Raw genomic sequence first — 21,964 nt, forward strand, 5'->3', positions numbered from 1 at the left:
ACATCGAAGAAATAAAGTGTGACTGGTATTACAGTTTGAGCATATCGAAGCGAACAATAGCATTGGTTTTGTTCATCGAACTCTCGCATGATCTATCCATGAGCACTCTCCACCCGCACCCAGGCACACTTGCAGCTCTGGCAGATGCGTTGGCGCACAACGATGTCGAGACAGTCGATCTCACCGCCCTTCTTTCGGAATCGACTCCCGTCCTCCCTTTGCCTTCCGGTATGGCACCGATTCCGCATTTCGCGCTCGAAGAGTTGGCTAAGTACGACGATCGAGGCCCTACGTCGTATCAAAACGGGATCCACACAGGCGAACATGTGGGCACACACTTCGATGCTCCGTGCCACTGGATAACAGGAATCGAGCACGGGGATGTCGCGTCAGTGCCGACCAGTCGGCTTGTCGCTCCAGCCGTTGTTATCGACAAAGCCGCCGAAGTGGCTGACGATCCCGATTTCCTTCTAGACGTGGACGACATCCTGCGCTGGCAGAAGAAGTTCGGCCCGTTGCCTCGCGGATGGTTGCTCTACCGAACTGGGTGGGCATCGCGATCTCATGATCAAGCGCTCTTCTTGAATGCAGACGAACACGGCCCTCACACCCCGGGGTTGACATCGGAGTGCGCCAGATGGCTCGCGGAGGAATCCCCGATCATCGGCTTGGGTGTCGAGACTGTAGGAACTGACGCGGGCCAAGCCTTTCGATTCGATCCGCAGTTTCCCGTGCACTCACATCTACTCGGAGCCGGAAAGTACGGAATAACTCAGCTACAAAATCTCGATCAACTCCCGCCAGTGGGAGCAGTGATCATTGTTGCCCCTCTTCGGATCGTCGGTGGATCAGGGAGCCCAGCTCGGATCATCGCTCTCATTGAACGCGAATCATCAAAGGAGACAAAGAACTAATGCTGGTACACAACGCAATCGGGTGCACGCTCGTCGATCTGGGCGTCACGACAGTTTTCGGTGTCGTCGGTAGCGGAAACTTTCACTTCACGAACGCGATGGTCGAACGTGGTGCCCGCTTCATCGCCGCTCGCCACGAAGGCGGAGCGGCCACGATGGCTGACGCGTTCGCACGACTGTCCGGAGAAGTAGCAGTCCTGTCATTGCATCAAGGCTGCGGATTCACGAACGCGTTGACCGGAATTGCGGAAGCCGCCAAAAGCAACACCCCGATGCTCGTCCTCACCGCCGAGGCAACAGAACCGAGTTCGAACTTCTTCATCGATCAGCAAGGAATCGGTGACGGGCTTGGAGCCGTGACGATGCGCGTGCGATCCCCCAAGACAGCCGTAGACGACGTCGCACGCGCATTCGCGATGTGCCGCAATCACCAGAGAACGGTCGTCCTCAACGTCCCGCTCGATGTACAGGACATGGAACTCGACTCGAGCCTGACCCCGCGGACATTCGAACGAATTTCTGCACCCCAACCCTCTCCTGCCGACGTCGCGCGATTCGTGGAACTCCTCCTCGCAGCTGAACGTCCGGTTTTTGTTGCCGGCCGAGGAAGCCGCGCTGAAGGATCGAAGGATGCGATCCTTCAACTCGCCGAGCAGAGCGGCGCACTCGTAGCCACCTCAGCGGTTTCACGCGGAATGTTCAATGACGATCCGTGGAGCATCGATGTCTCGGGAGGATTCAGCTCTCCCTTGACTGCCGAACTCATTGCTCAAGCAGATCTCATCGTCGGCTTCGGATGCGCCCTCAACATGTGGACGATGCGCCATGGAAAGCTGATCGCCGATGACGCAGCAGTAGTCCAAATCGATACCGACCCTGCCGCGATCGGAATGCACCGCGACGTGACTCTGGGCCTGTGGGGCGGGGTTGCCGAGACTGCTCGAGCGACGTCTGCATGGCTGGAAGCACATGGAAGAAGTCACCGCGAAGGGTACCGAACTGCTGATGTGAAGAGCCGAATCGGTATGGGGCTCCGCTGGAATGAGATCGAGTTTACTGACGAGTCCGGTGAAGGGCTGATCGACCCGAGGACCCTCTCGGCCGAACTGAACAAGATTCTGCCGACTGAACGAATCGTCTCGGTCGACTCCGGAAACTTCCTCGGCTACCCCAGTATGTATCTCGATGTTCCGGACGAATACGGATTCTGTTTCACGCAGGCATTCCAGTCCGTGGGACTCGGTCTCGCAACCGGCCTGGGCGCTGCGATCGCACAACCTCATCGCCTCCCCATCGCTGCATGTGGGGACGGTGGGTTCCTCATGGGTATCAGTGAACTGGAAACTGCTGTACGGCTGAAGATTCCCCTGCTCGTGATCGTGTACAACGACTCCATGTACGGCGCCGAAGTCCATCATTTCGGTACCGACGGCCCCCCATTGGACTCGGTAACCTTCCCCGATACCGATATCGCTGCCATTGCCCGCGGATACGGCTGCGAGGCAGCGACCGTCCGCGACGTTTCGGACCTGAGCGAGCTGGAGTCCTGGTTGAGCTCAAACCCGCAGCGTCCCTTCGTTATTGATGCGAAGATCGTCTCCCGCGAAGGCTCGTGGTGGCTACAAGAGGCGTTCGGCCACTGATGAGGGAGGCCGAACGCAGATGTACTCGTCAGACAACTCAGGAGGAAAGAGTGCAACTACTTTCTCAGTCGACGTGCCGCGCAGCCCTGGCGGTGCGATATGACTAGCACCGCAGAAAGACTCCCGACCCAGCGGGAACCAGGACGGGCGAAGGCACGCGTACCCGCCAACCAAACCATGAATCTGCAGCCCCTGTACTGGGGAACATTCGGCGTCATCGGCTTCCTGGCGACGTGGGAGATCATTTCACGGTTTCATCTGTTGCCACGCGATGCGCTTCCCCCCGCCAGCACCACACTGATTCGCGCTACCCGGCTTCTGACTGATCAAACGTTCCTGGCTCAAATCGGAAACACCCTCTGGGCAGCATTCGTCGGCTATGCGATCGCTCTCGTGATTGCCGTTCCTGCCGGCTTGTTGTTAGGGCTGTCGAATCGTCTCTATGCGTTGACGTCGACGATCGTGGAATTGATACGTCCATTGCCGCCGATCGGATTGGTTCCGCTGCTTGTTCTGGTGGCCGGTCAAGGGCTGGAAATGAAGGCCACGGTCGTTGCCTTGGGATGCGTTTTCCCATTGCTGGTAAACACCATTCACGGTGTCCATTCGACCAACGGAGTCGCACGGGCCACGGCGCGATCATTCGGTTGGTCTCCTGTCGTGGTCGCATGGCGAGTGGTCTGGCCCTCGGCGATTCCATCGGTACTGACTGGAGTACGGGTGACAGTGTCAATCGCTCTGATTCTCTGCATCGGCGCTGAATTCATCGGCGGAAGCACCAAGGGCCTTGGCTCGTGGCTTCTTCAACAGAGCATGCTTCCGCAGGGTATCGAGTCGGTCTGTGCGGGTGTCATCGTCGCCGGCCTCCTCGGGTTGTTGGTCAACGCCGTCGTCAGCGTCCTGGAAACAAATTTCGCATCGTGGGCGCGAAGGGATGAGTCATGAGTATGACATTGAGTTCAACCCAAATCTCTCGTTGGTCGAACGCCGCTCTCGGCTGGGTTGCTGCAGCGCTTCTGATTCTCGTGTGGCAGATCTGGACCGCAAGTGCGCAATCAGCGTATTTCCCGACGCCACTGGATATTTTCGGCGACGTCTATGATCGTTGGTTCTCGGCAGGGTTGAGCCACGGATTCCTCACCAATGCCTTTTACACTGACATCCTTCCCAGCATCGGCAGATTGTTGCTCGGACTGCTGATCGCCTGGATTGCAGGAATCACACTGGGAGTCCTCCTCGGCCGAATACCGGTGGTGGCGATGATCATCGAACCGATCTTGCATTTCATGCGAGGACTTCCGGGGCCAGTTCTTCTTCCATTGGCTCTCGTCTTGGTCGGGACAGGTTCGGCGATGCGCGTCGGCTTGATCGCATTCGGCGCAGTATGGCCAGTTCTCTTCAACACGTACAGTGCCGTTCGGCAAGTTCCGCAAGGATTCGAAGATGCCGGACGGGTTTCACGAATTTCCCGTTCCAGTATGCTTTTTCGAGTAATTCTGCCGACTGCAAGCAGCGGAATCTTTGCCGGAATCAAAGTATCCACTTCCCTGGGCATCATCTTGCTGATCGCATCGGAACTTTACGCGGCGTCGAACGGCATCGGATTCGGATTATCCCAGGCGCAGCGTTCCTTCGAATTTCTGACTATGTGGTCATTCATCGTCGCGCTCTCTCTTCTCGGTTATCTGTCCAACCTGTTGCTGGTTCGAATCGAGCACACCCTCCTGGGTTGGCACCGACTCCGCATGGCAATAGACAACTGATCGGAATACCATGACCCACGCACTGCTCGAGGTCGACAACCTCAGCCACACCTACTACACAGACCGCGGTGAACAACGCGTACTCGATGGGCTGTCATTTTCAGTCAACGACGGCGAGTTCGTCTCGATCGTCGGGCCTTCTGGTTGCGGCAAGACAACGCTCCTTCGCACACTTTCAGGATTGCTCAAGCCCACCGGCGGCTCCATCTCTCTCGGTGGCACTGAAATTGACGGTGTGCCTGCAGGATTGGCGATGGTCTTTCAGGACTACCGGGCATCGCTGTTCCCGTGGCGCCGGGTCGGGGCCAACGTCGAATTTCCGTTGTTGGGTGTCGTCGGTAAAGCCGAGCGACGACTGCGCACAGAAGAATCCCTTGCAGCCGTCGGTCTCGAGGGGATGTCCGAGCGCTATCCGTGGCAGCTCTCCGGCGGAATGCAGCAGCGCGTGGCGATCGCCAGGGCTCTGGCCATGCGCCCGAAGCTAATGCTGATGGACGAGCCGTTCGCCTCCGTCGATGCCCAGACACGTTCCGACCTCGAAGATCTACTGTTGCGCGTCCGCGATCAATATGACATGACGATCCTGTTTGTCACCCACGATGTCGACGAAAGTGTTTATCTGAGCACCCGAGTCGTCTCGTTGAGCAAGGCTCCCACCGTCAAGACGGCAGACATTCGGATTCCTTTGGACTTCCCTCGTGATCAGATTTCGACCCGCGAGGAAGAGTCGTTCGTAACCACGCGCGGCGAGGTTGCCCGCCTTATTCGCCAGGCCTGTCCCGGCGGACTCACCGTCGAGGCCTAGTTGCGAGTTCTCCTGCGCACCAATCGATTCACATCCCTGCCCCAACCGGTTTCTCATGTTCCATTTTCGTACGAGGAGATCACATGAATACGCGATTCACACGATTCTGCGCCATCGGCGCAGGTCTCGCATTGGCTTTCACCGTGGCCGCGTGCGGAGGCAGTGACAGCGATGCAGCCGCGCCCTCTGCCGACGGTGTCACGCGAATGACTCTGTCCATTCCTCCAGTCGGCGATTCATTGCCTGTGTACGTTGCCCTCGAGAATGGGTTCTTCGCAGACAACGGTCTCGAGATCGAGCTTGCTCCGGCCGCCAACGGTGCAACGACGATCAATGCATTGATCTCCGGCAGTACCGATCTCGCCTTGGTCTCATATCCGTCGCTGATCAAGGCAGTGGATTCGAAACTCCCAGTTGCTATCGCCGCCATGGGTATCGACGGAACTGATGAGTACAAGGCAGGTATTTACGTCCCGGAAGGGTCCGCCGTCAAAACGCCTGCCGACCTGATCGGTAAGAAAGTTGCCACTCCGTCGCTCGGGTCGGTGGGTGACATCTACTTCCGCGGAGTGCTGAAAGACGAGAACTTGGATTACACGAAGGTCAACTTCGTCGAACTTCCACAGGCCAACATGGCAACGGCGCTGAAAGCCGGCGATGTCGATGCCGCATTCATCACCGAGCCCACACTCAGTGCAGCGGTCAAGACACTCGACCTCCGCGCCATCGGCTACCAGAATGGCCCGCAGGGAGTTTTTGCCACATCCACGAAAACGATCGACAGTAATCCTGACGCCATTCGCGGTTTCCGTACGGCGCTGGCCCAGGCAGTAGAGGTTATCGAAGTTGATCCTCACGGTGTCGCCTCACAGATCATGCCGAAATACACCGACATGGACGCGGAAACAGCCCGCAACATGAATTTGCCTCAGTTCGTCACGGAATGGAACGCGGACGGTGTTCAGTCGGTCATCGATCTGATGGTCGAAGTCGGAATCATCAAGCAGTCGTTCAGCGCCGACAACCTCTTCCAGCCGCTGTGAACCTGGTTCCCTCCGAACTGAGAATCTGAGTGAAGGAAGTACATTGAGCAGTTCAGCATCCATAGTTGGGACCGGAGAGTCTCCGTATACTCGGTATCCGGTGCCCGGAACAAGTACCTCATCCATCATCGCCGATGCCGTCGCTCGAGCGCTGGCAAACGCAAACTTGAGTATCCATGACGTCGATGGGTTCGGAGTTTCCAGTTTCACACTCGGACCCGATCATGCGATCGATCTCGCATGGCGTCTCGGGATGCGACTGACCTGGCTCATGCAAGACACCAACGGGGGTGCCAGCGCCGGAGGAATGCTGCAGCATGCCGTTCGCGCCATCGAAGCAGGTGACGCATCGGTGATCGTGCTCGCAGCCGGGGATGTGATGGACAGGGACGCGTTTACCCACCTTGTAGCTCACTACAACAGTGCCACCGAAGATCATCTGGCGCCGCTCCCGATGTCCGGGCCCAATGCGTTGTTCGCGATGCAGACAACACGCCAGATGCAAGCGCTGGGCCTCGAACGATCGGACTACGGCCAGGTTGTAACCTCTCAACGGCGTTGGGCGAGTAAGAATCCGGGAGCTGTCTACCGAAATATCCTCACTCTCGACGACTATCTTGCTGCGCCGATGGTGGCGTCCCCACTCGGACGTTACGACTGCGTTCCACCGGTGACAGGGGCAGACGCCGTCATCGTCACTGCCGACGAGCGCGGAACAAGCGGCCCACGGGCTCGCATTCTCGCTGTCACAGCTTCGTACAACAGTGACGACCAGCGCGGCGACGGATTGGTGACCGGACTTGCCGACGTATCGCCTCGCGCCTGGGAACTTGCCTCTGTAGAACCGGAAGACGTGGACGTCGTCAGCGTGTACGACGACTATCCGTCGATGGTCGTTGCGCAACTCGCAGACATGGGTTTCGTGAATCCTGGTCGAGATATGTCCTCATTTATCGCAGAGAAGATAGCTACGCACGCCTTGCCCGTCAACACATCCGGCGGTCAACTGTCAGCCGGCCAGGCGGGGTCTGCCGGCGGAATGCACGGACTCGTCGAGGTTGCGCGTCAACTCCACGGCCAAGCGGTCGGCCGACAGGTCGACGCGAGGATCGGAGTTGTCAGCGGATACGGCATGGTGCTCTATCGCCATGGCTCGTGTGCCAACGTCGCAGTCCTGGAGGCCGTATGAGTATCACAGTTCAACGCTGCTTTCACTGCAGCGAGTACCTATTCCCCTATCGGCTGTTGTGCCCGAACTGTGGATCATCGGAGTTTGCCGACACCGAGCTCAATTCCGGGACAGTCGAAGTGGTTACCCACACCGCCGACGGCATCACCATTGCCACCGTCGCATGCGAGAAGGATCTCCGAATCATCGCCCGCCTTCATCCCACAGATGTCGCAGTCGGGGACGTGGTCGCTCTCACCGACGACAGCACTGACAACACCGGCCCGATCGCTTTCGTTCCCGCTCCCGATCGCGGCTCACCAGGAAAGGATGACCAGTGAACAGCGCTCGACGTTTTCCCGATGATGTCTCTCCGACCGAAATGACCCTGCCTGGGATGCTTCGGTTGCGTGCGCAAATGACACCGGACGCACCGTTACTCTCGTTCGGCGAAACACATCGCACCGCCGAAGAGATGCAGAACGCTGTGTCGAGCGTCGGACATATGCTCTCCGTCAACGGCATACAACGGGGTGATCGGGTTGCCGTGATGTCGAACAATCGGACGGAGCTGCTGGACTTCATCCTTGGTTGCGGATGGATAGGCGCGATAGCGGTGCCGATCAATACTGCGGCCCGTGGCGCGCAACTTCATCAGATTCTCGGTAACTCTCAATCGAGCCTACTGATCATCGAATCCACTCTCCTTGAACATGTTCAGGCAATTCCGCCTTTGGATGACCTCACGGATGTCTGGCTCATCGATGCGGACAGCGAGCGAACAGACCTTCCGTGGCGGACGATACCTATGCCCGATCCCGTACTGACAGAACGCGCGACGCCGGTAGAAATAGCTCCCGGCGAGCCTGCGGTCATTCTGTATACGTCGGGCACCACCGGGGTATCCAAGGGCGTGGTGTGTCCCCACGGACAGTTCTACTGGTGGGGCCGAAATGTGACCGAACAGCTGGAAATCACCGCTGACGACGTCCTTTATACGTGCCTCCCACTTTTTCACACCAACGCACTCAACGCGTTCAGTCAGGCACTAGTTGCCGGAGCGTCTTACGTCGTGGGGCCGCGATTCTCGGCATCACGGTTCTGGGACGACGTCGCGCGCAGCGGAGCTACCTTCACCTATCTGTTGGGTGCGATGGTCAGCATCCTCGACAGCAAACCCGCAGGTCCGTCCGATCGCGCCCACAGCGTACGTGCAGCACTCTCGCCCGCGACTCCCGCACGATTGGTCGATCCGTTCCGTGAACGTTTCGGTGTCACGCTCATCGACGGTTACGGGTCCACGGAAACCAACTCGATCATGGCTGCAACCCGACAGGAACAACGTCCCGGGTATATGGGCCGGATCCAGCCCGGGTTTATTGCCAGAGTCGTCGACGAACACGGAATTGACGTCGAGCCAGGCGAACCCGGCGAGTTGTTGCTGCGCAGTGAACAACCCTTCGCATTCGCCTCGGGTTATTTCAGAATGCCGGAAGCCACTGTGCAAGCGTGGAACGACCTGTGGTTCCACACAGGAGATCGAGTGGCAATCGACTACGACGGCTGGGTGCGTTTCGTAGACCGGATCAAGGATGTGATTCGTCGCCGCGGAGAGAACATTTCCTCCGTCGAGGTGGAGCAGACCCTACGATTGCATCCAGATATCGGCGATGCAGCAGTATTCGCCGTCGAATCGGAGCTGGGCGAAGACGAAGTAATGGCAGCTGTAGTCGTCAAACCCGGTACCGCGCTGGATTTCGATGAAGTCGCTGCGTTCTGCAAACCGCGGTTAGCCTACTTTGCAATTCCCAGATTCATTTCTGTCCACCACTCCCTCCCGATGACTGCCAACGGCAAGGTCAGCAAGACCTCTCTGCGTGAGCTCGGTGCCACGGCGGCCGACTGGGACCGCGAAGCCGCCTCTCGTACCGCACACGCAACCTGATCTCTCGTTGAACTCATATCCAGGTTCGGGAACACAGAATTTCAAACTCGACATCTGCAGGGGATAACCACGTGCGCGAGTACAAGAACTACATCAACGGTAAGTTCGTGGATGGCAAGGGCGCATTCGCTGCCATTGATCCAGCCACCGGGCGTCCTGTCGCCTGGGTTCACGAGGCGGATGCGATGGTCGTTGACCTGGCTGTCGACTCTGCGCGCAAGTCCCTCAACGCGAGTTGGCACACGATGCCTATCGACGATCGATGCGCCGTGATGCGAAGCGTCGCCGACGAGATCGAATGCCGTTCGGACGACCTCGTCGACGCCGAAGTCGCAGACACCGGCCAGCCCGAGACGCGAATCAGGGATTTCGACATCGTCACGGCCGCAAACCATTTCCGGGACTGCGCGGATGCACTTTTATCCGAGCGTGCTACATCGTCGATCTCTGGCGGCGTGGATCGAACTGATGCTCCGAACTATTCTGTCCGCAGACCGCTCGGCGTAATCGGCATGGACATCCCCTGGAGCTTGCCTTTGCTGTCGCTGGTTTGGAGGCTTGCACCGGCACTCGCGGCAGGAAATACGGTGGTTGCAAAGCCCTCCGAGGAAACGCCGGGAACAGCCACGGTCATGGCCGAGATAGTCGAATCTGCCGGCGTTCCGCCGGGTGTCTTCAATGTCGTCCATGGCTTCGGGCTGGGTTCGGCGGCCGAACTTCTCAGTGCCCATCCGAAACTTGACGGAACACTGTTCTCCGCTGGTACCAGAAAAAAGACGAATAATCGCTCAGACCGATTTTCTTCTGGGGCGGGAGGCGACAACCCTGCCATCGTGTTTTCCGACGTCGATCTCGAAAGCACAGCCGAGAGAATCGCTCGATCCGTCTTCTTCAACACCGGTCAACTCGATCTCTGCATCGGAACAGTTTTCGTCGAACGGCCAATTTACGATGAGATGTGCGAATTGCTCGTTGCTCGGGCACACCAACTCACGCCGGGGTCACCTACATCGACCAACTCCGACTTCGGTCCAGCTATTTCCCGTGCGCACCAAGACAGGGTTCTGCAAAATTATGTGCGGGCAGAACGCAGCGGCGCCATCCGACTGACAAGCGGGAAAGGCACCGCAGTCCCGCGAGAATTTTCCGACGGGTTTTGGCTCGAACCGACCCTGTGGGCATTACCGAAAGAATCAGTCCAGACTATGCGGGAACCGATCCTTGGGCCCTCTGCGACGATCCTTCCTTTCGACAGCGATGACGAAGTGATCGAACGCGCCAACCGTACAGGCGGCGGCCTTGCAGCAACCGTGTGGACCGCAGATTTGACACGCGGGCATCGCATCGCAGAGCAGATGGATACAGAGATCGCGTGGCTCAATTCTTGGTTCGATCATCCTCGATCCAGTAGTCAACAAATCAGGATGCAGGGTCCCCGCCAAGTGACCTGGCGGCAGGCACTCGATATCTACACTGAGACGACGAACATTGTTGCTGCAAAACATAATTGACACAGCGAGCAATCCAAGGAAACCAAAAAGACGTTCGATATAGCCGCCCTCGCCGTCGACATGAAAGTGAACAATCGATGCAATCAAACGAAAATCCACCTGCTGCGCGGATCCTTTATCAAAGCTTCACCGATCCCGCACTGCACCAGCCATACCTGCGCCGTCTCGCGAGTTATCTGGATGATATTTCCTCACCTGGAATAACTTTCGAGGTACGCGGAATCAGTCCGGCCGATACCCAACTCGGCCGGCTGAGCGAGTTACGTTGCGGTGTGCAGTCTGTCGCAGGAATCATCGAGGCTGAGCGTGAAGGATTCGATGCCGTCCTGGTCGGCCATTTCCAAGATGCATGCCTATTCGAAGCCCGAACAGCCGTTGATATCCCGGTCGTCGGGCACGGCGAGGCAAGCATGCACCAGGCTTGCATGCTTGGCGGGCGAGTCGGAATAGTCTCCATCGACCCGGTCTATCTGCCGTGGCACGATGAACAGATCCGTCGATATGGTCTCGAAAGTCGTGTCGTCGATGTTCGTTACATGCGGATAACGCCGGACCAGGCCGTAGCCGCTTATGACGACCCGGCCGCCTATCGTGAAATTCGAGCAATGTTCGTAGACGCCGCTGAATCCATGATCCGCGACAGTCGCGTTGACGTTGTCATGTCGGCTGGTGGACTGTTCGCACTACTCAGCGTTGACGATGTCGATCTGCACGTAGAGGGCGCACTGATCGCCAATCCAACCTTTCTCGCTGTAAAACAAGTTGAAGCTGCACTCAGCATCGCCAAAGTCACCGGCACGCCTGTTTCGCGAGGCGGAACCTACGCGCGCGCATCGCAACAAGCTGTAAACGAACTCCTCGCACTAGTCGGAAAAGAGAGCTGATATGACCGAACTCAAGTACACCGCAGAGGCCACCGCCGATGGAAACGGCCGCAACGGCCATGTCAGTTCGGATGACGGACTGATCGACCTGAATCTAGGAATCCCGGTAGGCATCGGTGGGGCTGGCGGCGGTAGCAACCCTGAACAACTGTTCGCAGCCGGATATGCCGGCTGCTTCCTTTCGGCACTGTCATCAGTAGCACGCGTGCACAAGGTTCGACTGGTCGATCCCACCGTCACCAGTCGCGTGACCATCGCAGATTCGGGTGAGGGCTTCGGGTTGTCGGTGGAGTTGCTCGTCAACCTCCCCGGCGTTGACGAGGACCAAGCACGAGAAATCGCCGAAGGGGCTCACCAGAAGTGCCCCTATTCCAAAGCTGTTCGCGGAAATATCAACGTGGCGATCACAGTGCAGTAATTTGCGTTCAGATTCACACTGATTCAGCGTGTACGGAATCCAGATCGATCTCATCCGAAATCTCCGGAAATCGATCTGGATCCGGCGCACTGGATTTTGCGAAAGAACTGTCGGCGAGCGATTGCCGTTCAATCCACGTGGAAGGCATCATGCGCGCAGCGCGGCTACACCGGTTCGGAGAAAGTCCTGTAATCGAAGAGATTGCACTACCGTCTCGCGGCACAGGAGAATCACTCGTGCGGATCGAGGCGGCTGCCGTCAGCCACCTCGACGTGACAATCGCCAGTGGGACATTCGCTGTAATACCCACACTGCCGCACATCGGGGGCACAGATGGCGTGGGCGAGGTGCTCGAGTCGGACGAATTCGCAATGGGAACAAAAGTTCTCATACGGGGAGGCGGAATCGGATTGAAACGAGACGGTTGCTGGGCGGAGTATGCCGTCGTGGGCGACTCAGCTCTGACAGCGGTCGACGACCGGCTAGAACCCTCTGTAGCTGCAACTTTCTTGGTACCATGCACGACGGGATATGTTGCTGTCAAAGACATCACAGCGATCGCGCCCGGAGAACGGGTTCTCGTTTCGGGTGCAGCAGGGGCGGTCGGATCGATCGCATCCCAATTCGCGATGAGAGCCGGTGCAGCCAACGTCACTGGGATTGTCTCGACGGGCTCGAAGGCCCAGCGATTGCCAGCTGGAGTCCAGCCGATCGTGGGATCGGCCGAGGCAGTTACATCGCAATTGAACTCACTACGTAAATTCGATGTGCTGATCGACACTGTCGGGGGACCCAATCTCCCCAGTCTCCTCGAACGAGTTACGCCGGGCGGACGAGCTGCACTGGTGGGGTACACCCACGGCTCAAACGTCACCCTGCATCTACCGAATTTCTTGATGTCAGACGTAAAGATCCTTCCGGTCAACATGATCCGGCGTGCCAAGGAACAAGCAGCACTCGCTCCATTGATGAGCGAAATGATCATAGCGGGAGAACTTGTCAGTCCCGTTCAAGAGTTTCCGCTGACCGAAATCTCGGAAGCACTCGAAGCGTTGGGTAGCGGACAGCTCACCGGTCGTGCCGTACTAGTTCCAAATGCGCTCCCCACTCATCGATGAAACGGTCACATACTGATCACCCTTCATCGTCAAAGCGCTATCGAAACGCAGGTCTGACTGTTGCGGAGAAGGAAACGGATTGAAATGGACATGCCCAAGCTTCTCGATGGCCGGCTGAAGATCCGTCATCTATTGTTAGTCGATGCCCTCACCCGGCGGGGAACCGTTATCGGAGCAGCCGCCGAACTACACATCAGTCAGCCTGTCGCCACACGCAGCTTGCACGATATCGAGAGAATTCTCGGGGTCACGCTATTCGAACGAGGCCCACGCGGAGTCACCCCCACTGTCTTCGGGACGGCCTTCGCAACGCACTCACGGGGGATAATCGCCCAATTGGCCGAGACTGGTCGGCACCTAGTCGAATTGGCAGATGCCGATCGTGGAACTGTTGTAGTGGGCAGTCATCTGGCCGGTTCGAGCATGCTACTACCCGGTGCGATCGCGCACCTGAAAGCACACCACCCACTTCTGATGGTCGTCGTGCGTGAGGGAACCCCCGAACAACTCCTCACGGATCTCGAAGCAGGAGCGATTGACATTATCGTCGGCCGATTGACCGCGCCGACCGACCATACGTTCATGCGCGAAACGCTCTATACCGAATCCGTCCAACTTATTGCCCGCGCCAATCATCCGCTTGCCGCGGGCGAAAATGTACATCTCAGCGATACTGTCGACTACCCGTGGATACTGCCGAGTATCGAGACCGCCCTACGTACAGAACTCGAGGAATTCTTCGCAGACAACAAGCTGGCCCTACCCGAGAATCGGGTAGAGACCACCTCGTACCTCACCATTCGCCAATTGGTAATCGAGACCGACATGATCGCTGTGCTGCCGGACCTTCTCGCACGCGATGATGCACGATTGACGTCCCTCCCGATTTCACTCGGAAGGATCGGCCACAACGTTGGAACGACTCGAACCTCATCGCGAATCGCGACTCCGACGGCCCAAGCCTTCATCGCTTCTCTGACCGCGGTCGCGCATGAGATGACACTGCGACGCTGCAATGATCGTGGGAGCGCAAATCCGGTCGATCATCACAGCGTGCCAGCAACGTACCGCTAGTTCACCAATCCGAGGAAGCGTTCGGCGTTTCCCCGTGAGATCAGTTGGCGCGCAGTTTCGTCCAAGAACTCGCTCTTGCGAACCACCTCACCCACCGGCCGCTCGCCGAGGGGATACGGGTAGTCACTTCCCACCATCACCCGGTCAACGCCCACTGTGTCGACCAGTAGTCGCAATGCGCGTTCGTCGAAGACGACGGAATCCACGTAGAACCTACCGAGATAGTGTGACGGCGGGAATTCCGATGTACCGATAATGTCGTTGCGACCGTGCCAGGCGTTTTCCATCCGGCCGAGCCAGAACGCGAAGGATCCGCCGCCGTGGGCAAATCCGATCTTGAGTCGGTCGTCGATCTTGTCGAACACGCCGCCGAGGATCAGCGCGAGTATCGACAGATGTGTTTCTGCGGGCATTGCGGTGAGCCACTGCGCCATCCACCGATCCAGGCGCGGTGAGGACGCCATGTCCCACGGGTGCACGAAGACCGGAACATCCAGTGACGCGCAGTGCTGCAGGAATGTCACGACTCCTTCGCTGTCGAGATCGAGGTCGCCGACGTGATTGCCGATCTCGACGCCTTGGTGCCCGTTGGCGATGCATCGTTCGAGTTCGCGGCACGCTGCATCGGTGTCCTGCAACGGAACCTGACAGAACGGGATAAGTCGATCTTTTGCCGGTTCGACGATCTCGAGCGCCAGGTCGTTGAAGATCCGAGAGATACGACTGGCCTGCTCGCCTGTTCGGCCGTAGTTGAAGAATGCCGGTGTCGGCGAGACGACCTGGGTATGGATACCGTCGGCATCCATGTCACGCAGGCGCACCTCGGCGTCCCAGGCGTCGGACTGGATCCGTCGGAACTCCTTGGTGCCCATCATGATCATGGCTTCGGTTTCCGACTCCACTTTCAGCCACGGCGCGTCCGGGCCGGCATCAGCCGTGAGATCGGGCCACCCGTTGGGCACGTAGTGGGTGTGGATGTCGATCATGTTGCTCATCGCTCAGCCCTTGCCGGGATGGAGCGTGCCGCACTTGTCACACGTGCGGGCGTCTTCACTCTCGTAGAACGTGACAAAGACGGGCGGAAGGTCGGCCACGATGTCGCGCACCTGAAGTTCGACTTCGTAGATCTTGTGATTGCACTCCAGGCAGTACCACTGGAAGTGCTCCAATGTTCCTTCCTGTCTCACTCTTTCGATCACCAGGCCGATCGATCCCGAGGTGGGGCGCTGCGGTGAATGCGGCAGGTTTCCCGGCAGCAACCAGCTCTCGCCCTCGCGGATGTCGACCCGCACCGGTCCGTCTTCGGTCATGACGTTGACGTGGATGTCGCCCTCGACCTGGTAGAACCACTCCTCGTACGGGTCGAGGTGGTAGTCGGTCCGCTGGTTGGGCCCACCGACAACCTGCACGATGAAGTCGTCTCCGAGTGCCATCGTCTGGTTGTTGACCGGTGGCTGCAGCAGGTGGCGGTTGTCGTCGATCCATTTCTTGAAGTCGATGACGGGAGGAATAGTGGTCATGATGGGTTCTCCGTGTTCTCGATTGACAGCCGCCGGGCGGCGGGGTTCTCGATTGACAGCCGTCGGGAGGCAGGCACGTATGCCACACCGGATATCTCGATGAGCAAGTGCGGGTGGGGCAATTGGTGAACTGCCACTGTGGTTCTCGTCGGACCGTTTTCATCGAATAGTTCGGCGTAGACCTCGTTGTATCCGCCGAAGTCGTTCATCGACACCAGGTATGACGTGACCTGAACCAGATCACGCAGTTCACCACCCACCTCGGCGAGGATCGCCGCGATGTTCTCGATGACTGCGCGTGTCTGCGCGCGAATGTCGAGCGCCGTGGTGCCCATCTCGTCGACCTCGACGCCGACAAACGTATTGTCGGGCCGGCGGGAACTGGTGCCGGAGACGTAGACGAAGTCACCTACCACCTTGACGTGCGGGAACTTTCCGCGAGGCTTTGCCAGCTTCTCGATGACCTGCGCCCCACTCATCGCCGTACACCATTCACCGAGACGGTACCCAGTCCGTCGATGCTGCACTGTGCGACTCCCTCGTCGAGTCGCACGGCAGCAGTCGCTGCGCCGGCCAGAATCACGTAGCCGGCCCGGAGCGGAATGTGCCGACGGCGGGCGATATCCACCAGGGCATGCAACGCGTGCACGGGATCTCCGAGGATTGCTGCCGTGGAACCGGTTACCGTTTCGCTTCCTACCTCCATGCGCACCACCAAGTTCGCGGCACTGCGCATCGACTGCCACGGGCCGATGACATATCCGGCGGCACTGGTGTTGTCGGCGACAACGTCGGTGTAGGTGAAGCGGAAGTCGCGGTAGCGCGAATCGATGATCTCCATCGCCGGAGCAACAGCGTCGACGCAGGATTCGATGTCCACGCTCGGGTCGTCGAGATCGACGTCCTTCGACAGTCGGTACGCGACTTCGGGTTCGATCTTGGGGTGGATGAACGTCGATAGTTCCAGGTCACCGCCGTCCTCCGCCGCCATCGCGTCGGTCAACTGCCCGACGATCACTTCGGAGACACCCATCTGCGCCATCTTGGCAGCGCTGGTGAAGCCGAGCTTGATGCCCACCACCGATTCGCCACGGGCAGTGCGTCGTTCGAGGAGTTCGTTCTGAATCCGGTAGGCGTCGTCGATGTCGATAGTGTGATCGTCGGCGAGGCTCGGAGTGTCGGTGCGGCTCTGCGCAGCGTCGTCGAGGCGACGCGCGAGCGCGGATGCGGTGTCTTCTGGGGCTGTCATGACGCCTCGCTCATTTCTCTGGAACTTCCTGCGGTTTCGATGTTCACAGTTGCACACACACATTTGTCGGTTCGGTGTAGAAGTGCAGCGAGGACTCGCCACCCTCACGTCCGATGCCGGACAGGCCCATGCCGCCGAAGGGGGATCGCAGTTCACGGGTGAACCACGTGTTGACCCAGGAGATTCCGACGTTCATCTTCTGGGCGACGCGGTGTCCGCGGCGCAGGTCGTTGGTCCACACGGAGGCCGCCAAGCCGTACTCGGTGTCGTTTGCCAAGGCGATCGCTTCTGCCTCGGTATCGAACGGGATGAGTGCTGCGACGGGTCCGAAGATCTCCTCGCGCACGACGCGATTCTTGTTGGTCAAGCCAGTCCACAGCGTCGGTTCGATCCACGATCCACCGGACAGTTCCTGTCCGAGATCCGGAATTCCGCCACCGGTAAGCACTTTCGCGCCCTCCTGCTCGGCGATCTCGAAGTAGTCGAGAACCTTCTTCCGGTGTGCCTGCGAGATGAGCGGGCCTGTCGTCGTCGCAGTGAGCGTCGGGTCACCCAGACGCAATCCTGCTGCCCGCTCGACAAGTCCACCGGCGATGTCGTCGAAAATGCTGCGGTGCACGTACACCCGTTCGGTGCACAGGCAGACCTGGCCTGTGTTGGTGAACACCGATTTGGTCAGACCTGTCAGCGCTTCGTCGATGTCGACGTCGTCGAACACGATCGCGGCGTTCTTTCCGCCGAGCTCGAACGAGACCGGACGCACCCGTGGTGCAACGGTTTTCATGACGTGCGAGCCGGTTGCCGAAGATCCGGTGAAGGTGACACCGTCAATACCGGGGTGGGTGGTGAGGAACTCGCCCGCAGAATTCGCACCGAATCCGTGTACGACGTTGTAGACGCCGGCAGGCAGGCCGACTTCTTCGAGTACCTCGGCCAGCAACGACGCCGTCGCCGGGGTCTCTTCGGAAGGCTTGACCACCACGGAGTTTCCGCACGCCAGCGCGGGCGCCACCTTCCAGGTCAGGAGAAGCAGTGGCAGGTTCCACGGCACGATGACGGCGACCACACCGAGCGGCTTGCGGATCGCGTAGTTCAGCGCCTGCTTTCCGCCGGCCAGATCCGTGACAAACGATTCCTGCCCCGCTGCGGCGACGATGTCGGCAAACGTACGGAAGTTCGTGAGGGCGCGCGCGACGTCGAGTTCGCGTGCCTGCGTGATCGGCTTGCCGGTGTCCGCCATTTCCGCGGCGACAAATTCCTCGAATCGCTCCTCGATCCGGTCGGCGGCGCGTCGCAGCAGAGCCGTCCGCTCTCGGACCGGCGTATCGGCCCAACCGTTGTCCAGAGCGCGTCTGGCCGAGGTCACGGCCCGATCGACCAGGGCCTTGTCGGCCTCATGGACCTTGGCAAGAACACGGCCGGTTGCGGGGTCCACCTGGTCGAAGCTCGACGACGCGTCGGGTTCGACGTAGGAGCCATCCACGTAGTTGCGGATCCATCCGTCGCATTGTGAGGTCATGGACTAACTATTGGCCCGCAACATGTTTCAAACAAATGCAAAAACTGCGATCTCGTATGCACCAATGACATAGCCTGTGTATGGGACTGGGCGTCCACGATAATTCGTTGCCTTCATCACAGATTTCAGCCTGGAAGAGAAATATCTACGACGAACCCAAACTCCTGAAGCGGATGTACGTCTCTTCACCGAATAGCATTCACTCCTCGAGGTATCTGACGGAATTACGTTGTCTACCGCCGATACTCGATAGGATCAGGACAACAGTTCCCGGCAATCGCGGATCGATACTGGCGTAGCAGGATCTTCCCTTCTTAGCCGCATACGAAATGACTGACGCCGTCCCGGATCCGGGACGACGTCGATGTTGTCTATACGGCTTTTTGCTCGCTACAGCGCGTATTCGGATTCGCGTTCCGATTCACGGCGTCGTGCTGGGTCTTGCTCGAACGCGACTTCGTTTTCCTCGTCCGGAGTCTGCTCGATGTTCAGTAGCTCTTTGATCGATCGAGGGTGGCTGCCCATTGCCGCTTTCATGGCCGGGGCGATGGATGCCGCCAGTTGCGCGAGTTCCTCGGCGGCCTGCGTGAGGTTAATCGGTGAGAGGTTGGCGGCGACTTCGTCGTCGCCGGCGACCGGACCAACGGCTTGGGCAAGCCCGCCACCGACGGAGTCGAGCACGCCCTTGACGTTTTCGGTTTTGGACGGTCCACGTTGTGTCGGTGTCTGCGGATCTGTTTCCGGGGTCGGCGCTTCGGGGAGAGGTCCGAGTTGGGAGTCGGACAGCTGTGCGAGCTGATCGTAGGCCGGTAGTCCTCGGGCTGCGACGTACCCCGCGGCGACGGCTGCGGCGGCGTTGAAGACCTGGCGATCGGTGGATGCATCGCGTTGGATCCGTTCTTGATCCCAAGCGTCGATCTCTTCGCGGGAGGATCCGTTCGCTTTGTGTTCGAGAGCTGCGCTGCGGCGCTCGTGGTCGCGTATTGCGTTCAGTCGGGCGTCGTTGTCCTGGACGAGTTGGTTGAGTCGCTGTGCGTTGGTTGATTGCTCGCCTTCGAGATGGCGGGCAGCGGCGGCGGCGGCGAGAACCTGGATTCGGGTCTGGTCGATCGGTGCGCTCTTGAAGTGTCCGAGCACTTCTTTGATGGGTTTGGCGGCTGTGACCTTCTGTCCGCTGTTGCGGCGTTCCGCGGTTTGGGTCAGCCACGCGGCTAGATCGTGGACGCGTGATCCGGCTTCGGCGCGGTGGGCTCGGACCTGCGCTTGGACTGATTCTTCGCTGGTGCCGCAGCAGCCGCGAGTGGATCGATGCGGACTCCGTCATCGACCGCGACAGTGTTCAAGCGATCTTTGGCGACCGTGGGAGCCTGTTCTCCGACAGGTTCAGCACCACTCTCGGCAGGCTCACGTGGTGCGTCGGTATAGGAACCAGAGGCGCGTGCATGTGACCTGTCTGCCCCGCTTTCTGAAGAATCGTCGGCTACATCGAAGTCACGATTGACACGATTGTCGACCGCGGGTGGCAGATCCCTCACGACTGCCTGTGAGCGTGCCGAGCCCAAGTCGAGGTCGCTTGAGTTTTTGCCTACCTCGGCGAGATACCTGGAGGAATGGACATAGACCACGGCATCGTGGGCGTCCTCGAAGCTGACCTCCATGCCTCGTTCTTTTGCGACGTGCTGAACTCGGTTGGCTAGCGAAGCGGACTCGTCGCGCACCGTTCCCTGGACGAGCCGAGAACGCATCGAATCGACGCTCGGTTGCAAGATCCATGGGGCGTCAACGAGTTCAATTACCCGTCGTTGACGCGGTCGTCCGCCGTTGCACTCACGCTGCGCGCTGTCGGTGGGCTGACCACTCGCCAGATTGCGCAGGCCTACCTGGTGCCCGAAGCGACGATGGCTCAGCGCATCAGCCGAGCCAAGCGCACGGTCTCCGGCGTCCGGTTCGAGCAACCCGGCGATGTCGCCACCGTTCTACGTGTCCTTTATCTGGTCTTCAACGAGGGGTACTCCGGCGACGTCGACCTGGCTGCCGAGGCCATCAGGCTCACCCGGCAGCTCGCCGCTGCGATCGATCATCCCGAGGTGGCGGGGTTGCTCGCTCTGATGCTGCTTCATCACGCTCGCCGCGCCGCGCGCACTGCCGCAGACGACAACCTGATTCCGCTTGCCGAGCAGGACCGCGGACGGTGGGACACCGAGACGATCGCGGAAGGGGTCGTGATCCTTCAGGGAGCCCTCGCTCGCGACCGACTGGGCGAGTTCCAGGCCCAGGCCGCGATTGCCGCACTTCATGCCGACGCTCTCACAGCAGACGAGACCGATTGGGTGCAGATCGTGGAGTGGTACGACGAACTCGCAGCCCTGACCGACAGCCCGATCGTCCGGCTCAACCGAGCGGTGGCGGTCGGCGAGGCAGACGGACCACGCGCCGGCTTGGCAGCTCTTGCAGCGCTGGACGATTCACTTCCACGCCATGCCGCAGTCGAGGCCTATCTCCGTGAACGCGACGGAGACGTGGAGACGGCGGCGAGGTTGTATGCCGATGCAGCGCACAAGGCATCCAACCTCGCCGAACGTGACCATCTGATGCTTCAGGCGTCGAGGATCAACGCCCGTCGATCTCTGAAGCGTCCTGGGTCAGAGAACCTGTGACAGGAACGCCTGCAGTCGATCGGTCTCGGGATCGTCGAAAAGCTGTTCAGGAGTACCGGTTTCGACAACGGCGCCGCGGTCCATGAAGAGCACCTTGTCGGAAACGGAACGCGCGAAGCCCATTTCGTGCGTCACGACGACCATGGTCATACCGGACTTCGCGAGATCGGCCATCAACGCCAGAACACCCTTGACCAGTTCGGGGTCGAGAGCTGACGTCGCCTCGTCGAAGAACATGACCTCGGGCTTCATCGCCAAGGCGCGGGCAATGGCGACGCGCTGCTGCTGACCACCGGAAAGGTTGCCGGGCCGCGAGTCCGCCTTCTCCTTGAGCCCCACCAGATCCAGCTGCTCGAGCGCGAGCGCCCGAGCTTGTTCCTTGGACAACCCCTTGAGCTTGTTCGGCCCGAGCGCGATGTTCTCGGCGACGGTCTTGTGCGGGAACAGGTTGAAGTGCTGGAACACCATGCCGATTCGCTGGCGAAGCTCGTCGGGATTGTCCTTCAGGACGGACTTCCCGTCGAGCAGCACGTCACCCTGCTCAGGCTCGTGCAGACGGTTCAGCACGCGCAGGAGCGTCGACTTGCCCGAACCGGAGGGCCCAATGACGGTGACGGTGTTTCCGGCGTCGACGTGCAGGTTGACGCCGCGAAGAACCTTGTTGGCACCGAAGGACAGATGCAGGTCCTTGCCGGTGAGTGATACGGACTTCAGTTCAGAGCTGGTGGTCATG

The 21,964-nt window shown here is 59.3% G+C and carries 22 protein-coding genes and 1 pseudogene; 15 read left to right on the forward strand and 8 right to left on the reverse strand.

Annotation, left to right across the window (positions count from 1 at the left end):
• The first annotated feature begins 98 nt into the window (after positions 1 to 98).
• The 14 genes from ABX74_RS25435 (at position 99) to ABX74_RS25500 (ending at position 14,286) form a co-directional block, all read left to right on the forward strand.
• Positions 99 to 914 carry a cyclase family protein gene (locus ABX74_RS25435; protein ID WP_020909803.1) on the forward strand — a complete coding sequence of 272 codons (816 nt, stop codon included), beginning with the start codon at positions 99 to 101 and terminating at the stop codon, positions 912 to 914.
• Complete coding sequence (locus ABX74_RS25440; RefSeq protein WP_047889974.1) at positions 914 to 2,557, forward strand: thiamine pyrophosphate-binding protein; 1,644 nt, start codon at positions 914 to 916, stop codon at positions 2,555 to 2,557. Before ABX74_RS25435 ends, ABX74_RS25440 begins: the two co-directional genes overlap by 1 nt.
• A 99-nt stretch (positions 2,558 to 2,656) precedes the next feature.
• Positions 2,657 to 3,502, forward strand: a complete 846-nt coding sequence (locus ABX74_RS25445; RefSeq protein ID WP_020909801.1) for an ABC transporter permease — start codon at positions 2,657 to 2,659, stop codon at positions 3,500 to 3,502.
• Positions 3,499 to 4,320, forward strand: coding sequence for an ABC transporter permease (locus tag ABX74_RS25450; protein WP_047889976.1), 822 nt, complete (start codon positions 3,499 to 3,501; stop codon positions 4,318 to 4,320). The genes ABX74_RS25445 and ABX74_RS25450 overlap by 4 nt, the downstream gene beginning before the upstream one ends.
• A gap of 10 nt (positions 4,321 to 4,330) precedes the next feature.
• Positions 4,331 to 5,125 (forward strand): ABC transporter ATP-binding protein, encoded by a 795-nt coding sequence (locus ABX74_RS25455; protein ID WP_047889977.1) that lies wholly within the window; start codon positions 4,331 to 4,333, stop codon positions 5,123 to 5,125.
• 83 nt (positions 5,126 to 5,208) lie between these two features.
• Positions 5,209 to 6,168 carry an ABC transporter substrate-binding protein gene (locus ABX74_RS25460; RefSeq protein WP_020909798.1) on the forward strand — a complete coding sequence of 320 codons (960 nt, stop codon included), beginning with the start codon at positions 5,209 to 5,211 and terminating at the stop codon, positions 6,166 to 6,168.
• 100 nt (positions 6,169 to 6,268) lie between these two features.
• Entirely contained in the window at positions 6,269 to 7,357 is a 1,089-nt protein-coding gene (locus ABX74_RS25465) for a thiolase family protein (protein WP_223258005.1), read from the forward strand.
• Positions 7,354 to 7,677, forward strand: coding sequence for a Zn-ribbon domain-containing OB-fold protein (locus tag ABX74_RS30220; protein ID WP_041815448.1), 324 nt, complete (start codon positions 7,354 to 7,356; stop codon positions 7,675 to 7,677). Before ABX74_RS25465 ends, ABX74_RS30220 begins: the two co-directional genes overlap by 4 nt.
• Positions 7,674 to 9,281 (forward strand): ATP-dependent acyl-CoA ligase, encoded by a 1,608-nt coding sequence (locus ABX74_RS25475; RefSeq protein ID WP_223258006.1) that lies wholly within the window; start codon positions 7,674 to 7,676, stop codon positions 9,279 to 9,281. Before ABX74_RS30220 ends, ABX74_RS25475 begins: the two co-directional genes overlap by 4 nt.
• A 71-nt stretch (positions 9,282 to 9,352) precedes the next feature.
• A complete protein-coding gene (locus ABX74_RS25480) occupies positions 9,353 to 10,792 on the forward strand; it encodes an aldehyde dehydrogenase family protein (RefSeq protein ID WP_020909794.1) in 1,440 nt (479 codons plus the stop codon).
• A 77-nt stretch (positions 10,793 to 10,869) separates the two neighbouring features.
• Entirely contained in the window at positions 10,870 to 11,676 is an 807-nt protein-coding gene (locus ABX74_RS25485; protein WP_020909793.1) for an aspartate/glutamate racemase family protein, read from the forward strand.
• Between the two features lies 1 nt (position 11,677).
• On the forward strand, positions 11,678 to 12,094 hold the full coding sequence (locus tag ABX74_RS25490; protein WP_020909792.1) for an organic hydroperoxide resistance protein: 417 nt from the start codon (positions 11,678 to 11,680) through the stop codon (positions 12,092 to 12,094).
• Positions 12,095 to 12,243: 149 nt separating this feature from the next.
• Positions 12,244 to 13,212 carry a zinc-binding alcohol dehydrogenase family protein gene (locus ABX74_RS25495; protein ID WP_020909791.1) on the forward strand — a complete coding sequence of 323 codons (969 nt, stop codon included), beginning with the start codon at positions 12,244 to 12,246 and terminating at the stop codon, positions 13,210 to 13,212.
• Positions 13,213 to 13,296: 84 nt separating this feature from the next.
• Complete coding sequence (locus tag ABX74_RS25500; protein ID WP_020909790.1) at positions 13,297 to 14,286, forward strand: LysR substrate-binding domain-containing protein; 990 nt, start codon at positions 13,297 to 13,299, stop codon at positions 14,284 to 14,286.
• Here ABX74_RS25500 and ABX74_RS25505 read toward each other — a convergent pair.
• The 7 genes from ABX74_RS25505 to ABX74_RS29735 form a co-directional block, all read right to left on the reverse strand.
• Positions 14,283 to 15,281, reverse strand: coding sequence for an amidohydrolase family protein (locus ABX74_RS25505; protein WP_020909789.1), 999 nt, complete (start codon positions 15,279 to 15,281; stop codon positions 14,283 to 14,285). The two genes, ABX74_RS25500 and ABX74_RS25505, sit on opposite strands and share 4 nt — an antisense overlap.
• A gap of 3 nt (positions 15,282 to 15,284) precedes the next feature.
• A complete protein-coding gene (locus ABX74_RS25510) occupies positions 15,285 to 15,806 on the reverse strand; it encodes a 3-hydroxyanthranilate 3,4-dioxygenase (RefSeq protein WP_020909788.1) in 522 nt (173 codons plus the stop codon).
• On the reverse strand, positions 15,803 to 16,285 hold the full coding sequence (locus tag ABX74_RS25515) for a RidA family protein (RefSeq protein ID WP_020909787.1): 483 nt from the start codon (positions 16,283 to 16,285) through the stop codon (positions 15,803 to 15,805). Before ABX74_RS25515 ends, ABX74_RS25510 begins: the two co-directional genes overlap by 4 nt.
• Positions 16,282 to 17,055: a 2-keto-4-pentenoate hydratase gene (locus ABX74_RS25520; protein WP_020909786.1), complete on the reverse strand. Its 774-nt coding sequence runs from the start codon at positions 17,053 to 17,055 to the stop codon at positions 16,282 to 16,284. The genes ABX74_RS25515 and ABX74_RS25520 overlap by 4 nt, the downstream gene beginning before the upstream one ends.
• Positions 17,056 to 17,098: 43 nt before the next feature.
• Positions 17,099 to 18,574 carry a 2-hydroxymuconic semialdehyde dehydrogenase gene (locus ABX74_RS25525; RefSeq protein ID WP_047889982.1) on the reverse strand — a complete coding sequence of 492 codons (1,476 nt, stop codon included), beginning with the start codon at positions 18,572 to 18,574 and terminating at the stop codon, positions 17,099 to 17,101.
• Positions 18,575 to 18,964: 390 nt separating this feature from the next.
• The gene (locus ABX74_RS25530) at positions 18,965 to 19,711 is read right to left on the reverse strand and encodes a hypothetical protein (RefSeq protein ID WP_053062081.1); all 747 of its coding nucleotides are present in this window, start codon (positions 19,709 to 19,711) and stop codon (positions 18,965 to 18,967) included.
• Between the two features lie 74 nt (positions 19,712 to 19,785).
• Positions 19,786 to 20,319 (reverse strand): hypothetical protein, encoded by a 534-nt coding sequence (locus tag ABX74_RS29735; RefSeq protein ID WP_020909783.1) that lies wholly within the window; start codon positions 20,317 to 20,319, stop codon positions 19,786 to 19,788.
• A 48-nt stretch (positions 20,320 to 20,367) separates the two neighbouring features.
• On the opposite strand from ABX74_RS29735, the pseudogene ABX74_RS25535 reads away from it, so the two are divergent.
• Positions 20,368 to 21,231 (forward strand): annotated as a pseudogene (locus ABX74_RS25535) (DUF6596 domain-containing protein); the annotation flags it as partial.
• Here ABX74_RS25535 and ABX74_RS25540 read toward each other — a convergent pair.
• Positions 21,217 to 21,963: an amino acid ABC transporter ATP-binding protein gene (locus ABX74_RS25540; protein WP_019746137.1), complete on the reverse strand. Its 747-nt coding sequence runs from the start codon at positions 21,961 to 21,963 to the stop codon at positions 21,217 to 21,219. The pseudogene ABX74_RS25535 and the gene ABX74_RS25540 sit on opposite strands and share 15 nt — an antisense overlap.
• Position 21,964: the final 1 nt, after the last annotated feature.

The sequence above is a fragment of the Rhodococcus sp. ARP2 genome (genome assembly GCF_001029585.1).
Classification (GTDB): Bacteria; Actinomycetota; Actinomycetes; order Mycobacteriales; family Mycobacteriaceae; genus Rhodococcus_F; species Rhodococcus_F erythropolis.